Annotated in this window: 8 protein-coding genes; 2 read left to right on the top strand and 6 right to left on the bottom strand. The window is 40.6% G+C overall.

From position 1 onward, the window contains the following. Nucleotides 1–641 precede the first annotated feature (641 nt). The 5 genes from whiA to rexB all read right to left on the bottom strand — a co-directional run bounded on the left by whiA (nucleotide 642) and on the right by rexB (nucleotide 11063). Nucleotides 642–1571, bottom strand: coding sequence for a DNA-binding protein WhiA (gene whiA / locus A3IA_RS0105445; protein ID WP_018380311.1), 930 nt, complete (start codon nucleotides 1569–1571; stop codon nucleotides 642–644). Next, nucleotides 1568–2545, bottom strand: coding sequence for a YvcK family protein (locus A3IA_RS0105450; protein ID WP_018380312.1), 978 nt, complete (start codon nucleotides 2543–2545; stop codon nucleotides 1568–1570). Before A3IA_RS0105450 ends, whiA begins: the two co-directional genes overlap by 4 nt. Beyond that, nucleotides 2542–3432: an RNase adapter RapZ gene (gene rapZ, locus A3IA_RS0105455; protein ID WP_018380313.1), complete on the bottom strand. Its 891-nt coding sequence runs from the start codon at nucleotides 3430–3432 to the stop codon at nucleotides 2542–2544. The genes A3IA_RS0105450 and rapZ overlap by 4 nt, the downstream gene beginning before the upstream one ends. Nucleotides 3433–3619: 187 nt before the next feature. Then, a complete protein-coding gene (locus tag A3IA_RS0105460; RefSeq protein ID WP_018380314.1) occupies nucleotides 3620–7702 on the bottom strand; it encodes a UvrD-helicase domain-containing protein in 4083 nt (1360 codons plus the stop codon). Further along, a complete protein-coding gene (gene rexB / locus A3IA_RS0105465; RefSeq protein ID WP_018380315.1) occupies nucleotides 7695–11063 on the bottom strand; it encodes an ATP-dependent nuclease subunit B in 3369 nt (1122 codons plus the stop codon). Before rexB ends, A3IA_RS0105460 begins: the two co-directional genes overlap by 8 nt. Before the next feature lie 281 nt (nucleotides 11064–11344). On the opposite strand from rexB, the gene ypfJ reads away from it, so the two are divergent. Beyond that, nucleotides 11345–12259, top strand: a complete 915-nt coding sequence (gene ypfJ / locus A3IA_RS0105470; RefSeq protein WP_018380316.1) for a KPN_02809 family neutral zinc metallopeptidase — start codon at nucleotides 11345–11347, stop codon at nucleotides 12257–12259. A gap of 378 nt (nucleotides 12260–12637) precedes the next feature. Next, a complete protein-coding gene (locus tag A3IA_RS0105475) occupies nucleotides 12638–13249 on the top strand; it encodes a TVP38/TMEM64 family protein (RefSeq protein ID WP_018380317.1) in 612 nt (203 codons plus the stop codon). Between the two features lie 37 nt (nucleotides 13250–13286). Here A3IA_RS0105475 and A3IA_RS0105480 read toward each other — a convergent pair whose 3' ends face one another. Beyond that, nucleotides 13287–16010 carry an FtsX-like permease family protein gene (locus A3IA_RS0105480; protein WP_018380318.1) on the bottom strand — a complete coding sequence of 908 codons (2724 nt, stop codon included), beginning with the start codon at nucleotides 16008–16010 and terminating at the stop codon, nucleotides 13287–13289. Nucleotides 16011–16016 lie beyond the last annotated feature (6 nt).

Consider the following 16016-nt stretch of genomic DNA (forward strand, 5'->3'; position numbering starts at 1 on the left):
TAAATATATCGTAGATACTATGAAACCAACACTATCTTCTCATCAATCAAACGACTTAAAATAAGAAAAAAATAACTTCTACGTTTCCTATCACGGACCTATCCAATGCACTCTTCTACATCAAGGGCTTAATTTTAGCTATTGGCAATCCCCTTACTTTCGCGCTAAAAACTGTTAAGGATCAAGGCTTTAAGCTGCTTGATGAAGTGATTGAAAATCTGCAGAAAGTTTTTCAAAACTTGCATTGGTCGGACTTATAGTCTTTTGAATTAATCTTGATACACCGTCACTTTCAACTTGCCCTACTCTAGTCATACTCAATGAAAATCAATCGCTCATAGAAGTTGGACTAGAATCTATTATTCCGTCTTACAAGCGAAACAATCATTCAAAAGAAGCTGAGACAAAAAGGTTTTGATTTTTGAAATTCTTTATCATCCATTCTTCAAGTTGATACATTAGATATAAAAATCGGCTCTATAATTTCTGGCTCTATAATTTCTGTAGTGGGTAAATTCCCTTCGGAGATTATGGAGTCTTTTTGAATGTAGAAAAAGAGTCTAAAAAGCGAACAAGACAGAATTCTGAGTGTCAGAAAACTAATTTTGTTCGCTTTTTAGATTTAGGGTTGGACTTTTGTCCTAGACTCTTCTTTTGGATGATAACTCATCTGCAAATTTATTGATTTTTCTTAGTCGGTGGTTGACGCCACTCTTGGTTAAGGGAAAATCTAGGCTATCTGCAATTTGCTGCATGGAGAAATCTGGATTGGCGATACGCACTTGTGCAATTTGTTGTAGTTCGATCGGTAAAGCATCCAATCCGACCGTGTCCATGATTTTGATAATATTGTTAATGGTTTTCATGCTGGCACTAATCGTCTTAGCAATATTGGCTGTTTCAGCATTATTAGCACGATTGATGTCATTGCGAGCTTCACGATAGATTTTTACTTCTTCAAAAGTTTCCTTAGCAGATTCTGCACCGATTAAAAGAAGAAAATCCATGATGTCTTCCGCCTTTTGAAGATAAGTCACAACGCCATTTTTATGTTCAATGACCTTGGCTTCTAGGAGGAATTTCTGCATTAAACGCAACAAATCCTCTGCATGGTCTTGATAGACGGAAAAAATTTCTAATTGGTAGCGACCTGATTCGGGATCTCGGATGGTTCCAGTTGCCAAAAAAGCGCCTCGTAGGTAAGAGCGTCCCATATCGTCATTTTCCATAATCATGGGATTGATACCTGTTTCAAAGCCGAAAAAGGAGTCTGCCAGCTGCAAATCAGCAAGAATGTCATTCACATTTTGTTCAACAAATACATTATAAACTCGGTTCTTTCGAAGATTGGTTTTTTGATGGTATTTGATTTCAGGTGGAATGCCATAATAGGCTTCAAAGAGCGAATAAATATGGCGGGCAATCTTAGCATTTTCACTGGTAATTGATAGGGTTAAGCCTTGGCCTGTTAAGCCAATACTGCCCGACATTTTGATAATAGCTGATAATTCTTCCTTACTTTTTGGGGATTCTGTCAGAATTTCTTCTTTTACATTTGTAGTAAAACTCATAGGTATCTAGTCCTCACTAAATCCATCAATTCTTCAACAACTAGCTCTCCCTGGTGGAAGGCTCCGCCATTCTCCAAACGTAAGAAATTAGACGAAATCACGCGTTTAGCATTGTCTTTAAGTCCTTTAAAGTCGTGTTCAACCTGAACCAAATACTCGTCAAACTGGTTGTTTTCCATGTATTCTTGCGGAACAGGTTCGATATTTACCAAAACAGTGTCGATAACATCAATACCTAGATGACGGTTGAGAACTGCTAAGTGATCAGCATCTGTAAAATGTTCCGTCTCTCCGTGTTGAGTCATGATGTTACAAACGTAGGCTACTTCTGCTTTTGTTTCAACCAAGGCTTGGCGAATTTCTGGAATAACGAGATTGGGTAAAATTGAGGTAAAAAGTGAACCTGGTCCCAGTACAATCATGTCACTTTCCATGATAGCTTCTACTACTTTGGGACTTGCCGTTGGAATGTCATCACTATAAGTGTTGGTTACATAGACATGGTCAATCAGACCATCATACTCTGAAATATGACTTTCGCCAATAACTTCATGACCATCTTTAAAAACGGCATGGAGTGTCAGGGGTGTCACACTTGATGGGTAAATTTTACCAGTGGTGTGAAAGAACTGCGTCAATGCTTGCATGGCGTTGTAGGTCGATCCTTCCATTTCAGAAACTCCTGCAATAATCAGATTTCCTAGGGGATGACCTGCTAACACGCCATCGTTTTCATTAAAGCGATACTGGAATAGTTCTTCATAGAACTTGGGCATGTCACTCATGGCGACTAAGACATTGCGTAAATCTCCTGGTGGGGTTAATTGCATCGCCGAACGTAGCTTACCAGAAGAGCCGCCATCATCAGCCACCGTTACCACTGCTGTAATGTCAACGTGCTGATGGCGTAAGGATTTGAGAATAACGGGAATACCAGTTCCCCCGCCGATGACTGTTATTTTAGGTTTTCTCATGAGCGGTTCACCGTTTCCTTACGTCGGTCTTTGTCGCGGTGGCTTTCATTGATAGACCAGTTATTTGAAAGGTCAGTGGCTAGACGATGAGCAAAGGCGACACTGCGATGCTGCCCTCCTGTGCATCCAACGGCAATGGTCAAGACAGATTTTCCTTCTCGTTGATAAGCTGGCAATATAGGTTCAATGAGGCCTAGCAAACTTTTATAGAAGTCTTCTGATTCCTGATGACTCATGACATAGTCGTAAACTGGCTGTTCTAGTCCAGTTTGCTCTCTGAGTTCAACTTGATAATAAGGATTTGGCAAAAAACGCACGTCAAAAACCAAATCAGCATCTAGGGGAAGACCGTACTTGAAGCCGAAACTCATGATTTCAACACGGAAACCTGGTTTTTCAGCATTTTTGGCAAACTGGTCTGAGATTTCTTTTCGCAGGTTGCGCGGTGTTAACTCTGTCGTATCAACCACATTTTGGCTAAGATTTTTTAAGGGGGCTAAGAGTTCACGTTCCAATGTAATCCCATCTAAAACACGACCATCGGCTGCTAAGGGATGGCTGCGGCGCGTTTCTTTATACCGCGATACCAATTCCCCATCTGTTGCATCCAAAAAAAGAATTTTAAAATCAATAGCTTCGTTGCTCTCTAAATTGTCAAGAATGGTTGTGACTTCTTTGAAAAAGAGACGACTTCTCATATCGACCACAACAGCTACTCGACTGGTCCCTTCTGAGTGTTCTACCAACTCTAGAAACTTTGGCAAGAGGGCTGGCGGCATATTATCCATAGCGAAGTAACCCAAATCTTCAAAAGACTGGATAGCTACCGTCTTTCCGGCACCACTCATTCCCGTTACAATGACGAGATTGATTTTTTTTTCTGTCATAGCTTTCCTCCTCTTCGTTTCTATTATTATACCAGATTTTAGGTGTCTTTTTAGGAATTTCTAATACTCAATGAAAATCAACAGCAGACTAGGCAGCGCCGATGCGGATAGGTTTGAAATGCATCAAATTAAGTCAACGAAGTCTGAATTGGTTTTTCGAAGAGTACAACATCTGATTGACCTTCTGCTAGTTCTTTTGAGGTACTGAAATAAGCTCTAGATTATCTCCACCAAACAAGATTAAAATGGCTTCCACTTGGTCGATATTATAGGCTTGTTTGAGGGATTTTACATACAAGTACATCTGTTCCTGATAACGCTCAAGCATCTGTGAAGCATCTCTGTATTTGTCCGTCTTATAGTCAAAAAGAATGATGCGATCGTCAAACAAGAGATAGCCGTCAATAATCCCACGAATGACAAAGGCTTCCCCGCTAGCTAAATCGTCCGTTAAGATGGCAAAAGGCGCTTCACGGTGAAGTTTATCTTGGTGTTCCAAAATCTGCTGTCCGAGTTCTGTTTTGAAAAAGGCTTCTATTTTATTAAGCGGCAATCTCTCTACAAGCTCCGTCTGGTCAGTCATTTCAAGCAAGGTCTTCTTAATCGTCTCTTGACTAAGGTTCGCTTGCAAGTCCAAACGTTGCATTAAATCATGCAGGGCTGAGCCAACTTCTGCTGATGACAAGGCTTTTTTGTCTGAAAAATTTGGCAGTGTGAAGCTCACAGGAGCTTTTTCTTCTTGAACCTGACTAATTAGCGCTATATCAGCCTGCTCCTGTTCTATCAATTTAGCCTTTTTAAGCTGACTTGGGGTTCTTAAACTTGGTAGCTGAATTCCGGCTTGGTGCAGGTCATTGTATGTTTGAACTTGTTTTAAATTATCCAGAGCCTTAACAATGTCATCAGATTGTCGATTATTAGCTAAATCCATCACATCAAGCGAAGGAGGGACATCAAGGTTTTGAATATTTCCCGAAGAATAAACCAAATCAATAGCTTGCGCAAAGGCATTTGGATAGGTGTCTGCTAAAGCTAATAACCAGGCTTGGAAAGAGCGTATCTTTTCTCGACGTCCCAATGGTAGAACTGCTTCTTTTGCATCATCCGTCTGTTTTTTTTCTTGTTCATGGGCAGTTCCGACCAGATAGAGCTTCTTGACCGCACGGGTCATGGCGACATAAAGCAAGCGCATCCGTTCTGATAGACTTGCCATGAGGACTGCTTCTTTGTTGGTTTGAAAAGGCAAGGTTTCAAGGGTGACTTTGATGGGAAGGCTGGTGTTATGTCCCAATCTCTCATCATCTGATAGATCTGCCTGATAGATAATCCCAACACCAGTTTTCTTCTGAGCAATTACCTTAGCATGTGACGCTTCCTTAAGGTTAAACTGCTGATCCATATTAAGGACAAAGACGTAGTCAAACTCCAAGCCCTTACTTTTATGAATGGTCATCAGGCGAACAGCATTTTTAGGGAGAGCGACAGCTACATCAGCCAAGTCATGGTCTTGTTCCAAAATGTGGTCAATCATGGTCACAAAGCGACTGAGACCTCGAAATCCTGACTGCTCGTATTGATGCGCCCTTAGGGCAAGACTATAGAGATTGGTCTGACGTTGCAAACCATTTGGCAGAGCACCAACGTAGTCCAAGTAAAAGCGATCATTGTAAATTTTCCAAATCAATTCGTGAATCAAATGCGTCTTGGCAAACTGACGCCAAGAAATCAGATAGTCTAAAAACTGTGTGATTTTATGCGCCAATTGATCCGTGATTAGGTCAGGATGATGACCTTCTTTACGATTTGCTAAAAGAACCTTATCGTAAAAATTCATAAGTGTCTGTCTTTGATCCTGAACGGCAATGCGTGCTAAGTCATCCTCATCAAAAGAAAACATGGGGGATTTCATTAGGGAAACCAGAGCATAGTCATTTAAAGGATTGTTAATCGTCCGCAAGGTTTCTAGCATTATCATGACTTCGGTTGATTTGAGGTAATTCATGACCCCATCATCTGAAATTAAGGGAATCCCCGCTTCTGAAAAACGTTTCAAAATGGCGATATTCCGTGTACGAGAAGGTACTAATAAGGCAATGCTTGAGAAATCAAATGGCTCTTTAGTTTTCCCTTGCAAGCGTTTGATTTCATTAATAACCAAATCAACTTGCCCTTGGGGGAGTTCTTGACGGTCGTTAGCCTCGTCATCTTCTATATCATCTAAGCTCTCTTCCTGCCTGTCATCGTAGAGTAAAAAAGTCGTTTTATAGTCTGGGGTCGCCACCTGTTTTTCAGGATTTCCGGCGACTAATTCTTGGGATTTATCGTAGGCAATATCTCCTAATTCTTGGTCCATAAGATGGCTAAAGACTACGTTAACGCTGTCCACAACTTCCTTATGGCTGCGGAAATTCTCCTTCAAGACGATGAGTTTACCTGCTTGCGGATCACTTTTAAAGAGGTTGAATTTCTCAGTGAAAATAGTCGGGTCTGCCTGACGAAAACGATAGATGGACTGCTTGACATCTCCCACCATAAAGCGATTTTCTCCGTTTGAAAGCAAGTCCAGCAGACGCTCTTGAATAGGGCTGTTGTCCTGGTACTCATCGACCATGACTTCAGCGTAGTGATCTTGAAAACTTTGTCTTAGCTTTTCATTTTCTGTCAAAATGCGAATAGCCGCATGGGCAATATCTGAAAATTCCAAACGAGATTCGGTTATTTTCAACGCCAAATAGCGGTCGGAAAAATCGCTCAAAAAACTTTGTAAGGTTTTTAAAAGCGCAATAGCTTTGGGCTGCTCTTGATAAATCACTGCAATCATAGCATAGAGCTGGTGATACTCTGTCAATTTTGGAAAACGACTGTCCCACTCTTTCTTGGTGAACCAAGCATCAAAATGGCAATGGAGTTCTTCTTCCATTAGGAAATAAGTCGATTCAAACTCATCTTCTTTGACTTTCCTAATCTGATCTGACATGGCAGATAGAGTCTCATCAATCTGGTAGAATAGGTTATCAAATTGTCCTTTCATGATGTCCAAGTCACTTGCTCTGACATCATCTATGGTCAAATCAGAGAAGCGGTAATGGTTAATGACGTTTTCAAGCTGGTATTTTTTCAAGTGAGTGCTAGCAATTCCAATCTTATCCAACGCATCCACAAATCTCGCCAATTCTCTCTGTTCGATTAAGCTAATGAGATAATCTTCTTGCTTTGCCAGTGCTTGGATTTGGGTGGAAAGTTTATCTAACTTACCAGTTTTAGTTGTCGTTGCTGGACGACGACAAAGGGCTAAAAAGTTGTCCTTGGCTGCTTGTAATTCTGCCCGACTCGCTTGGGCTTGATCGACGTCAATATTGGCATAGCGAGCCATTAATTCTGCTAGTTCTAGAAAATCACCTTTTTTGCCAAAAACAGTTGCTTTAAAGGCAATGTCTGACACCAAAGCACTAACTTGTCCCAATTCTTTTTGGGCTACAGCTTGAAGCACCTGCTGATGTCGCGCTTGATAATAGCGCCGCGCTTGTTCAAGCTCTCCTTGAAGTTTTTCTAGGGCTTGATTCGGGTAGTAGGACGTTACCGTGTAGGCAGATTGATCTATGAAATCCTCTTTTAACCATCTTTTAGGGTCAGCCGTCGCCTGCATGAAATTATACAACTGATAAACCACATCACGAAAGGTACGATTTGTCTTGGCACGACCTGTAAAATTTCGAATCAATTCATTAAAATGAACAGCTCTCCTCTCATCTAAACGATAAATTTCAAAGAGGTCACCAAAAACCTTATCTTTTAAGAGTGACTGCTCCGTCTCATCTTGTAAGATGCTGAAACTTGGTGAAATCCCTACCAAATAGCCATAGCGCGTAACCAGCTTTTGCGTGAAGGCATCCATAGTCCCTATATCTGCTGTCTGAACATTTGCCAATTGTAAAGATAGATGAGCCTGACTTTCAGAATTCTCCGCACCTTCAAGGGCTAGGTTTAATTTTTTCTCCAAACGCTCTTTCAGTTCAGTCGCCGCTTTTACCGTAAAGGTTGAAATAAAGAGTTGGTCTATAGCCACTCCACGTTCGATCATGTCAATGATTCTTTCAACCATAACAAAAGTTTTACCCGAACCCGCTGAAGCTGAAACCAGCATGTTTTGACCGTGACTGTATATAGCTTCTATTTGCTCGGGTGTACGCCTCTGTTGTCCTTCTGGCAACTGGTTTTCAAGTTCAATCAATCGCTTGATTTCTGTTTCGCTTAAATAGGGTTTAAACATGACTGCCTCCCTTCTCTGATTGATTTTTTTCGTGTATTTTTTCTAATAATAGCTGCCGCTTTTGTGCCGGACTGGCTTTTATGCTTTCTAAAAAACGAGCCTGTCCCAAGTGCAAATCAGCTTCAAATCCAGTCAAAGCTGTCAATTGCTCACCAGCAACTGATTTCCCATCTTGGCTATAAGGATTGATGGCAAAATGCCCCTTCAAAATAGTCTTGGCTGCTTCTTGGTATTGAGATTTTAAGAAAATAAGTAAGTCATCAAGTTCCTGTTCATTATAGACAACAGCCTGCTTATTACGGCTGAATTTGTAATCATCTTCAGGTAAATAAGAGAGGAATTCTTCTCGGAAAAGACCGTCGTAGCGCAGGTCTTCCTTGAGTTTTTGAGGAATTTTTCCAAATTCACTAATGTCTTTGAGAGCTAGACTTGGTTCTTGCATCTGTAAATACATGGCACCGAAGTAATCTAGCTCATCAAACAGAGTTCTTCCTTCTTTGTCTTTGCCCTCTTTCAAAGCCAAAAGGTAGGTTATCAGCTGGGGACTTAAGCCATTGTAGAATTTCTCCAGTTGAAAACGTTGGCGACTGGACTTGTAATCGATTACTCCATAGGCTAAGTCTTCTGAATCTGATCGCAACTTATCCACACGATCGATAAAACCAGATATTTCTAAGGGGCGACTTAATTGAGCGTTTGCGTCTTCTTCCAAAAGTACCTTAAATGCTGCTTCTTGGCGACTGACCTGAATATCATCCATGTCTTCAAACAAACTTCCTGTAGCCTTGGCAATGGCTTCCAATAATTCGCGGGAATAAAGGCTCTCTTGATTTTCCTCATAAAGCGTTTGAAAGGCCTTATCTTGCTTGGTTTCTTTCAAGGCTCTGTCCAGTTTTTCTTTAAAACTTACGGTCTCTTGGTTAGAGAGCGCACGCTCAAAAACTTTGTGTAAAAAATTCCCGTGACTTCTGGCATCTGGATGAATAGAATCCTGCTCACGAAGACCAAGGATTTTCTCAACAAAATAAAGATACTGGTTATTGTAAAAGCGCGTTAGTGACGAAGCCGATAAGTGCAAGGCCTGATCGCTTGGAAAGAGGACTTCTAAGACCTCTTGCGATAGGGGCTTACTTGTCAACTCTTTAGAAATGTGTCCGATTGAAATGCCTTTATCAGACAATTCCTTACGAATAATACGGCCTAAAACGTTCCAGTAAGTCACTTCTTCTTGATTCAACTTATCCAAAAATTGAGAGCGATTAAGGCTGATTAGGCGTGCCAAAACTTCCTTATAAGAGCCCAAGTCATCGGGTGCAATCTGCCCTAGATTTTTTTGTTTTGTCCTTAAGGGAAATCCTAAGTCTTCAACTAGGGTGGTCATATAGGGTGACATGAGTTCTTGCCTTTCGCCTATAAGTTGTGGGTAGGATAAAACCAAGCCTTTATCAGCAGCGTTTAAGAGGGAGATAGCCACAAAATGATTCTTCTTGAGATTATCTCCTGTGATGATTTCAAGTCGTCCTTGACCATTCGCGTTGTCATTAACCAGTTGCCGCTCTTCATCTGATAAAAGACTAGTATTTTGTGACACCTTAGGAAAGGACGATTGCCCAAGCCCAATGGCATAGACATAAGGTGCCGAGTGGGGCTCTATTAAATCATAAGAACGCACATTAACCACATTAACTGTGGCAGGAATCGTGCGATAGTCTGTTGATTTCATCCCATTTGCTAAAAGAGTTATCAACTCCTGCATGCTAAGCGACTCTCCTGCAAAAGCAATTTTTGCCTGTTCCAATAAACCAGTAAAGACTTTCCAAACTTGTTCATGTTCTTCAATCGCTTCTTGATTAGCATTGATGGTTAAGTTTTCCATATTCTGCGCTAAGCGGCAGTTTTCAAAGAAGGTCATCAGTTCTTGTAAAAGAAAATCAATATCTCCCTGCGTATTTAAGGCCATCAAGGGTTCTATTAATGATTGACGCATTTGATTGAGCGCTTCTAAGTCATACTTTTCAAGTTCTTTTTTTCGCCCTGTTTCATCTGCTTGAGTTCGACTGATGTTATGCTTGAAAGGTTTGTTGAATTGTCCAGCATTGATGTCTGCGAATTGACAATATTGTTCAAAAATATCCAAATCATAATCATCATAATCCCCAAAGAATCCTGTTTTTAACAGATTGATGACATCCTCTCTTTGGAAATAATAATGCAAAACACGCTCAAGACTCATCATAAAAGCAGAAAGCGGATGACTGACCATAGACTCAGCCCGTCCCCAATAAAAGGGGATTTCAAACTGATGGAATAGGCGTTCGACGGGTAGTTTATAAGATTTTTCATCTCCTAAAAGTAATGTAAAATCTTTGTAGTCTGCCCCTTCTTTACGGATTTTTCGACGAATGTCTTTAGCGACTGCTTCAATTTCAACTTTTTGATTAGTAGCCTCCCAGACTTGTAAGGCCTCTTTGTCAGTGTCGGTCCACTCAAACGTAACTTCTTGAGGTGAGAAATCATGACTTGCTTCAAAAGCTGCTGAAACCTTTGAGAAAGTTGTTTCTTTGCTTTCTGCCAACAATGCTTCCGCCTTAACACCATATCGGCTAGCTAATTCTCGTAAAAAAGAAACACTAGCCTCATAGATATTTCCCGATAATAATTGAGCCTTGTAAGCTCTCTCAGTCGCATAAGCCGCAATAATCAACTGATCTGCTTTTTGATTTAAAAGCTCAACCAGACGCTCTTCTTCTTCTGAAAAACGGGTAAAGCCATCAATAATAATAACCGTATCTTGCAATTGTTGATCCAGCTGACCCTCACTGAGAACTCGCATGAAAAATTGCAGCTTACTCTCACCACTCAATTGCTCCAAACTGATAGCTTCAATAAAATGGTTCAAAATCATTCTCAGCTCTGCCACCTTGTCTAAAGGGTCAGTTTCTGATATGAGAACGTCAAAATCAGCTAGAGTCAGCTGACTTTTGGCTAATTCTTTATATAACTTGAGAACTTGCTCAATAAAACCTGGATCTTTTTTCAAGCGACCAAAAACAGGTAATGACTGGTCGGAGAGCTGGTTCAAGACACGGTAAAGAAGCATGCTCAAACCGGCATCATCCAGATTGGCATTTTCTTTTCTCTTTGGAAGCATAAAATAATTGGGTAACTGTCCAAATCGTGTGACAATCATCTGAAATGTGGCATGATTTGGCAAGAAATCCAGCACTCGGCGTTCTTTCTCAAATGATAAGGAGTTTGGCGCTATATAAAAAACTCGCTTCCCTTGCAAAAGAAAATCTTCTGCCTTTTGCGTTAATAAATCCGTTAGAGAATTGGTTGGATGGGTATAAAATAACTTCATAGAAACACCTAAAAAAACAAAATAGTAAGCCATTCAAACGGCAAAGAAAAAAAGAGGAAAGCGCAAGGCAGATACCAAACATCTAGGAAGGCTTGGGCTTTCTCACATAGCCGTTAGGGCGAGGTCAATTTACAAGATACTAAGACCATTCATTTATCATAAAAAAGCCTTCAAACTGTCTCCCTATTATAACAAATTTAAATATTTCCATTGATAATGAAAGATAATTCAAGGGACTTTTGGTACAATTAAGTTATCAGATAAGTTTAGAGGATAATACAATGAAAATAGATGATCTTAGAAAAAGTAGTAATATTGATGATCGACGAGGTCAACCATCTTATGGCACATCACGTGGTGGCTCAATGGGAAGCGGAGCTCTTCTTTCCATCCTTTTTTCGAGAGGGTCATGGAAAATGAAACTTTTCATGATTATCATCCTTCTCATGTTTGGAGGTGGTGGTGCCTTATCAGGTATTTTCACAGGCGGCACCAGCCAATCCTATCAATCTAATCAAATCACCCAGAAAAAAAATACCAATGTCAGTGATGCAGATGCCGAATTTGTCAGTAAGGTTCTAGGGTCAACGGAAGACTATTGGAATAAGCAGTTTAAAGAAGAAGGTCTTGGCGACTACACCGAGCCAGAACTCGTCTTTTATTCTGGTCAAACCACTACCGCTTGCGGTGTTGGTCAAGCTTCATCTGGTCCTTTCTACTGCCCTGCCGATGAGAAAATTTATTTAGATTTAAGTTTCTATGATGAATTATCCAACCGTTACGGTGCTAAAGGTGACTTTGCACTAGCCTATGTTATTGCCCATGAAGTTGGACACCATGTTCAAAACGAACTGGGCACTATGAGTGAGTATACAAAAGCGCGTCAAGGAAAATCAAAAGCTGAAGCAAATCAGCTCAATGTCCGTTTGGAATTGCAGGCAGATTATTACGCTGGGGCATGGGCAAACTACGTCAAGGATGAGGGTCTACTAGACAAAGGTGATGTCCAAGAAGCCATGCAGGCTGCTCATGCTGTTGGTGACGACACGCTGCAGGAAGAAGCCTATGGCCGAACCGTTCCAGACAGTTTCACGCATGGAACATCTGAACAACGACAACGCTGGTTTGATAGAGGATACCAATACGGTGATATTAGTCATGGAACAACTTTTGAAGGTTCCTATAATAACTTGTAAAGCAATTTAAAAATCTAGCCTCTGGTTAGGTTTTTTTGATACTTTCAAACAATATCGCCTTTTACATTAGCTTTGCGACAGCGTCACTTTCGACTTGTCCTCCCCATGCTCAATAACCATCAAAAGGAGACTAAGCGACACAGATAGCAGATGGAACTGGTGTTCATCAAATCAAGTCAACTACACCTACTTTTGATTTTCAAAGAGTATCAAGTACTGTCTGCGTCTTTTTCTGTTCCTTGTCTGAAAGTTAATTCATTTAACTGTATTTCGCCCTTCCCATAATTTTCCTAGCATCATTCAGTCCTAAGGCTGATGTTATATTATCCTCACTTTGTTATTATACATTAAAACAACTAAGGACATAGAGGTACTGATATGCTTAAATCAACAAGATCGTTATCCAATAGACAGTGGATTCAAATAATTAGCCTTGCAGGATTATGCCTAACCCTGATTGGTCTTTATTATATGAAAACACACAGCCATTTCTTTACGGTTGGTGGCGCTTTCCAATCCTTCATTACCAATCTAGGTATCTTTGGTCCTTTGGTTTTTATTCTCCTTCAAATCATCCAAGTTGTCTATCCCATCATTCCAGGTGGCATGACTTGTGTTGTTGGTCATGCAGTTTTTGGACCATTGTACGGATTCATTTATAATTTTATTGGTATTTTTTCAGGATCGCTACTTAATTTTTATCTGGCAAGAAAATATGGTGAAAGCTTCGCTAAAACTTTTGTTTCAGAGCAAACTTACAATAAGTACACAGCCAAATTAGATAAAGGGCAAGGCTTCCAATATTTCCTCATCGCAGCTTTTATTCTTCCAGGTTTTCCTGATGATTTTCTCTGTATGGTAGCAGGTCTTAGCAACATGTCCTTTAAGAAATTCTGCTGGATAACTCTTCTCTCTAAACCAGCAACTCTTTATCTTTACACTTTAATCACCTATCAGAGTTTACTCTTTCTCAACCATTCCTTTCTTTAGAACTTAAAAACTCGGCGTATTGACGTCGAGTTTTGTATTAATCCACTGATTTTAAGGCTTCTAGCATATCAACTGTTTTAAGGATATAGTTGACCAGCCACCCCAGCAGTATCAAAATGATAAGAATAACTGCAATAGGAATGGCATAGACTGTCCAAGTAACTTGTGTCCCAAAGAGGATATCATTGCCACCAATCATGCTCATGATGAACTTGTGAAGATAGATACCCGTTAAGAGCCCCACTCCAATACCAATCAGAGAAAGGATAATCGTCTCACGGTAAATATACATGGTGACTTCCTTATTGAAAAAACCAAGAACCTTGATAGTCGAAAGTTCACGAATGCGCTCTGCCACATTTATATTGGTAAGATTATAAAGAATAACCACAGCTAAGAGCACAGCCACTACTGTCAAAATGGTCATTGCTCCATTCAAGGAGGCCACTACGGCTTCAACCGTATCAACCATAGCAGAATTTTGACTTAAACCTGAAACAGCCACTAGCCTTAATAGAGCTGTTGCTTGATTTTTCAAAGCCTGACTAGATTTATCTTTTAAGTTAACCAAATGAGCCTCTGAAGCATCCACTTTTTTAAACGTTTTCTCAAAAACTGGTTTCGTCATCATAAGATAATGACCTGCATTCATCTCGATAATACCTGAAACCTTAGCCTTATAACTTTGACCCTTATCATCTTTCAAACGGATTCTTTGACCTTCTTTAACCTGATAGGCTTTAGCTAGTTTTTCTGAAATAAGAACGCCATCTTTGGCTAAATCACGTTCTTCCCCACTTTTAGCATCATAGAGATTGACAAAAGAGCCAAAGTCTTTTTGTTCAGAAATCAAGAGGGATACTGATTGGTGTTGGGTCATCTTAGGAACTTCTACTATCATTGAGGCATAGTCGATCGTCATTTGCTTGGCAACCTCATCACTTGATAGGGCTTTAATCAATTTATCCTTGTCTTCTTTCTTAGCGTCAGATGCTTCAACAACTAGCATGTCATAAGGTGTCAGACGATCAAACTGGTTATCAACGACCTTGGATAAGGAGGATTGGATACCAAGTCCTGCAAATAAGAGGGCGACAGACCCTGCTACGCCAAAAATAGTCATGAGCATACGCTGTTTATAGCGAAAGATATTTCTAGCAGTCACTTTTTGGGTGAAGGACATTTTTTCCCAGATAAGAGACAGGCGTTCTAGTAAAATTTTGGAACCCTTGACCGGTGGCTTAGGCAAGAGTAGCTGGGCGGCCTTCTCACTTAGCTCACGGCGAGCGATGAGATAAGCTGGTAAAACAGCTGATACCAAAGCAAGACCGATAGCAATAAAGGTATAAGACCAGAAAAAGTCATATTGCACGGCACTGATGGTCGTATCTTTTGTCATAATATCAGCAATAACCCGAGGCAGGATATAATGACCGGCTAAGACACCCAAAATGGTTCCTGTCAAACTGGCTATAAGACCATAGATGACAAACTTGCGAATGACATCAGCATTGCTGTAACCCAACGCTTTAAGGATAGCCGAATTGGTTCGTTCTTCATCAACGAACCGCGTCATAGTCGTAAAAGTTACAAGTGCTGCCACTAGATAAAGAACAACAGGAAAGATGTTGCCGATTTGCGCCACGCTGTCTGAACCTGATGCATAGACCATATAGCCGTTGCCACCGGGCAGTGTTTCACGTGTGTAGACCGTATAACTTGGCATTGCTAAAGCATTCAAGTCTTCTTGCGCTTTAACCAGGTTCTTTTCCTTGGTTGCTAAATCCTTTTTCGCAGCTGCCAAGTCTTTTTCTTGCTGAGCTACTTCTTTTTTAGCTTCTCTTATTTGCGCCGTAGCAGCTTCAGCTTGCACTTGGGGCAAAGCAGCTAACGCTTTTTCTTGATCTGATAATGTTCTCTTGGCATCAGCTATTTTTGTCTCACCGTCAGTAATTTTTTGACTAGCATCAGCCAACTTCTGCTTGTTATCGTCAATTTCTGCTTGTGGTTCTTTTTTGATTTCGGCTAGGTGGTTTTCAGGATTGTCAGCCAAAAGTTTGTCTAAAGAATCTTGTTTATCTCGTAGCTTGCTTTGATACGTCTTCTCAAAGGAACTTAATTTTGCTAAATCATGATAGCGGATACGGGCAAGAAGAGGATAATCACTATCAAATGCGTCAGCTACTACCATACCATAGGCTGATAGATTTCCATCACCTGCGGTGGAAGAGCCAAGGTTCGTTGTGGACCAAATCTCTGGTGAATTGACAAAACCAGTTACCTTAAAGCTTGTCTGCTTGAGAATGCCATCATCTGACTGTGTGAAATTAATGGTGTCACCAATCTGATACCTTTTGTTAAGATTAGAAGCGAGAGCGATTTCCTTAGAATGACTGGGCAATTCCCCCTTTACCAAGGTCATCTTGGAAATCCTATCCGTTGTCGACATAACTCTAAGAGCATCATTAGTATCTTTAATGGTCACGTCTGCCATGTAGCCAAAGTCAACATCAGCCTTCTTGAGATTTTGGAGCTCTTTTTGATCCTCTTTCCCCAAGCCCATGCTTGCAATCACAGTCAAATCCATAGTATTTTGCCGATTGAGATAGTTTGTCGCTGAACGCTGCATATCAGGTGTTGTGACTTTAAGACCGACGTAGGCAAATGACCCTAGCATCATCAAAAGCATGATAGACAAAAACCGTCCTTTTGACGATCCTAGCGATTTCCAAATATCTTTCCAGTAGGTTTTCTTAGACATGGCACC

The organism is Streptococcus thoraltensis DSM 12221, assembly GCF_000380145.1.
Classification (GTDB): Bacteria; Bacillota; Bacilli; order Lactobacillales; family Streptococcaceae; genus Streptococcus; species Streptococcus thoraltensis.

Coding starts and splice junctions, on each gene's coding strand:
- whiA (WP_018380311.1), bottom strand. CDS start 1,571: ATGAGTTTTACTACAAATGTAAAAGAAGAAATTCTGACAGAATCCCCA.
- A3IA_RS0105450 (WP_018380312.1), bottom strand. CDS start 2,545: ATGAGAAAACCTAAAATAACAGTCATCGGCGGGGGAACTGGTATTCCC.
- rapZ (WP_018380313.1), bottom strand. CDS start 3,432: ATGACAGAAAAAAAAATCAATCTCGTCATTGTAACGGGAATGAGTGGT.
- A3IA_RS0105460 (WP_018380314.1), bottom strand. CDS start 7,702: ATGTTTAAACCCTATTTAAGCGAAACAGAAATCAAGCGATTGATTGAA.
- rexB (WP_018380315.1), bottom strand. CDS start 11,063: ATGAAGTTATTTTATACCCATCCAACCAATTCTCTAACGGATTTATTA.
- ypfJ (WP_018380316.1), top strand. CDS start 11,345: ATGAAAATAGATGATCTTAGAAAAAGTAGTAATATTGATGATCGACGA.
- A3IA_RS0105475 (WP_018380317.1), top strand. CDS start 12,638: ATGCTTAAATCAACAAGATCGTTATCCAATAGACAGTGGATTCAAATA.
- A3IA_RS0105480 (WP_018380318.1), bottom strand. CDS start 16,010: ATGTCTAAGAAAACCTACTGGAAAGATATTTGGAAATCGCTAGGATCG.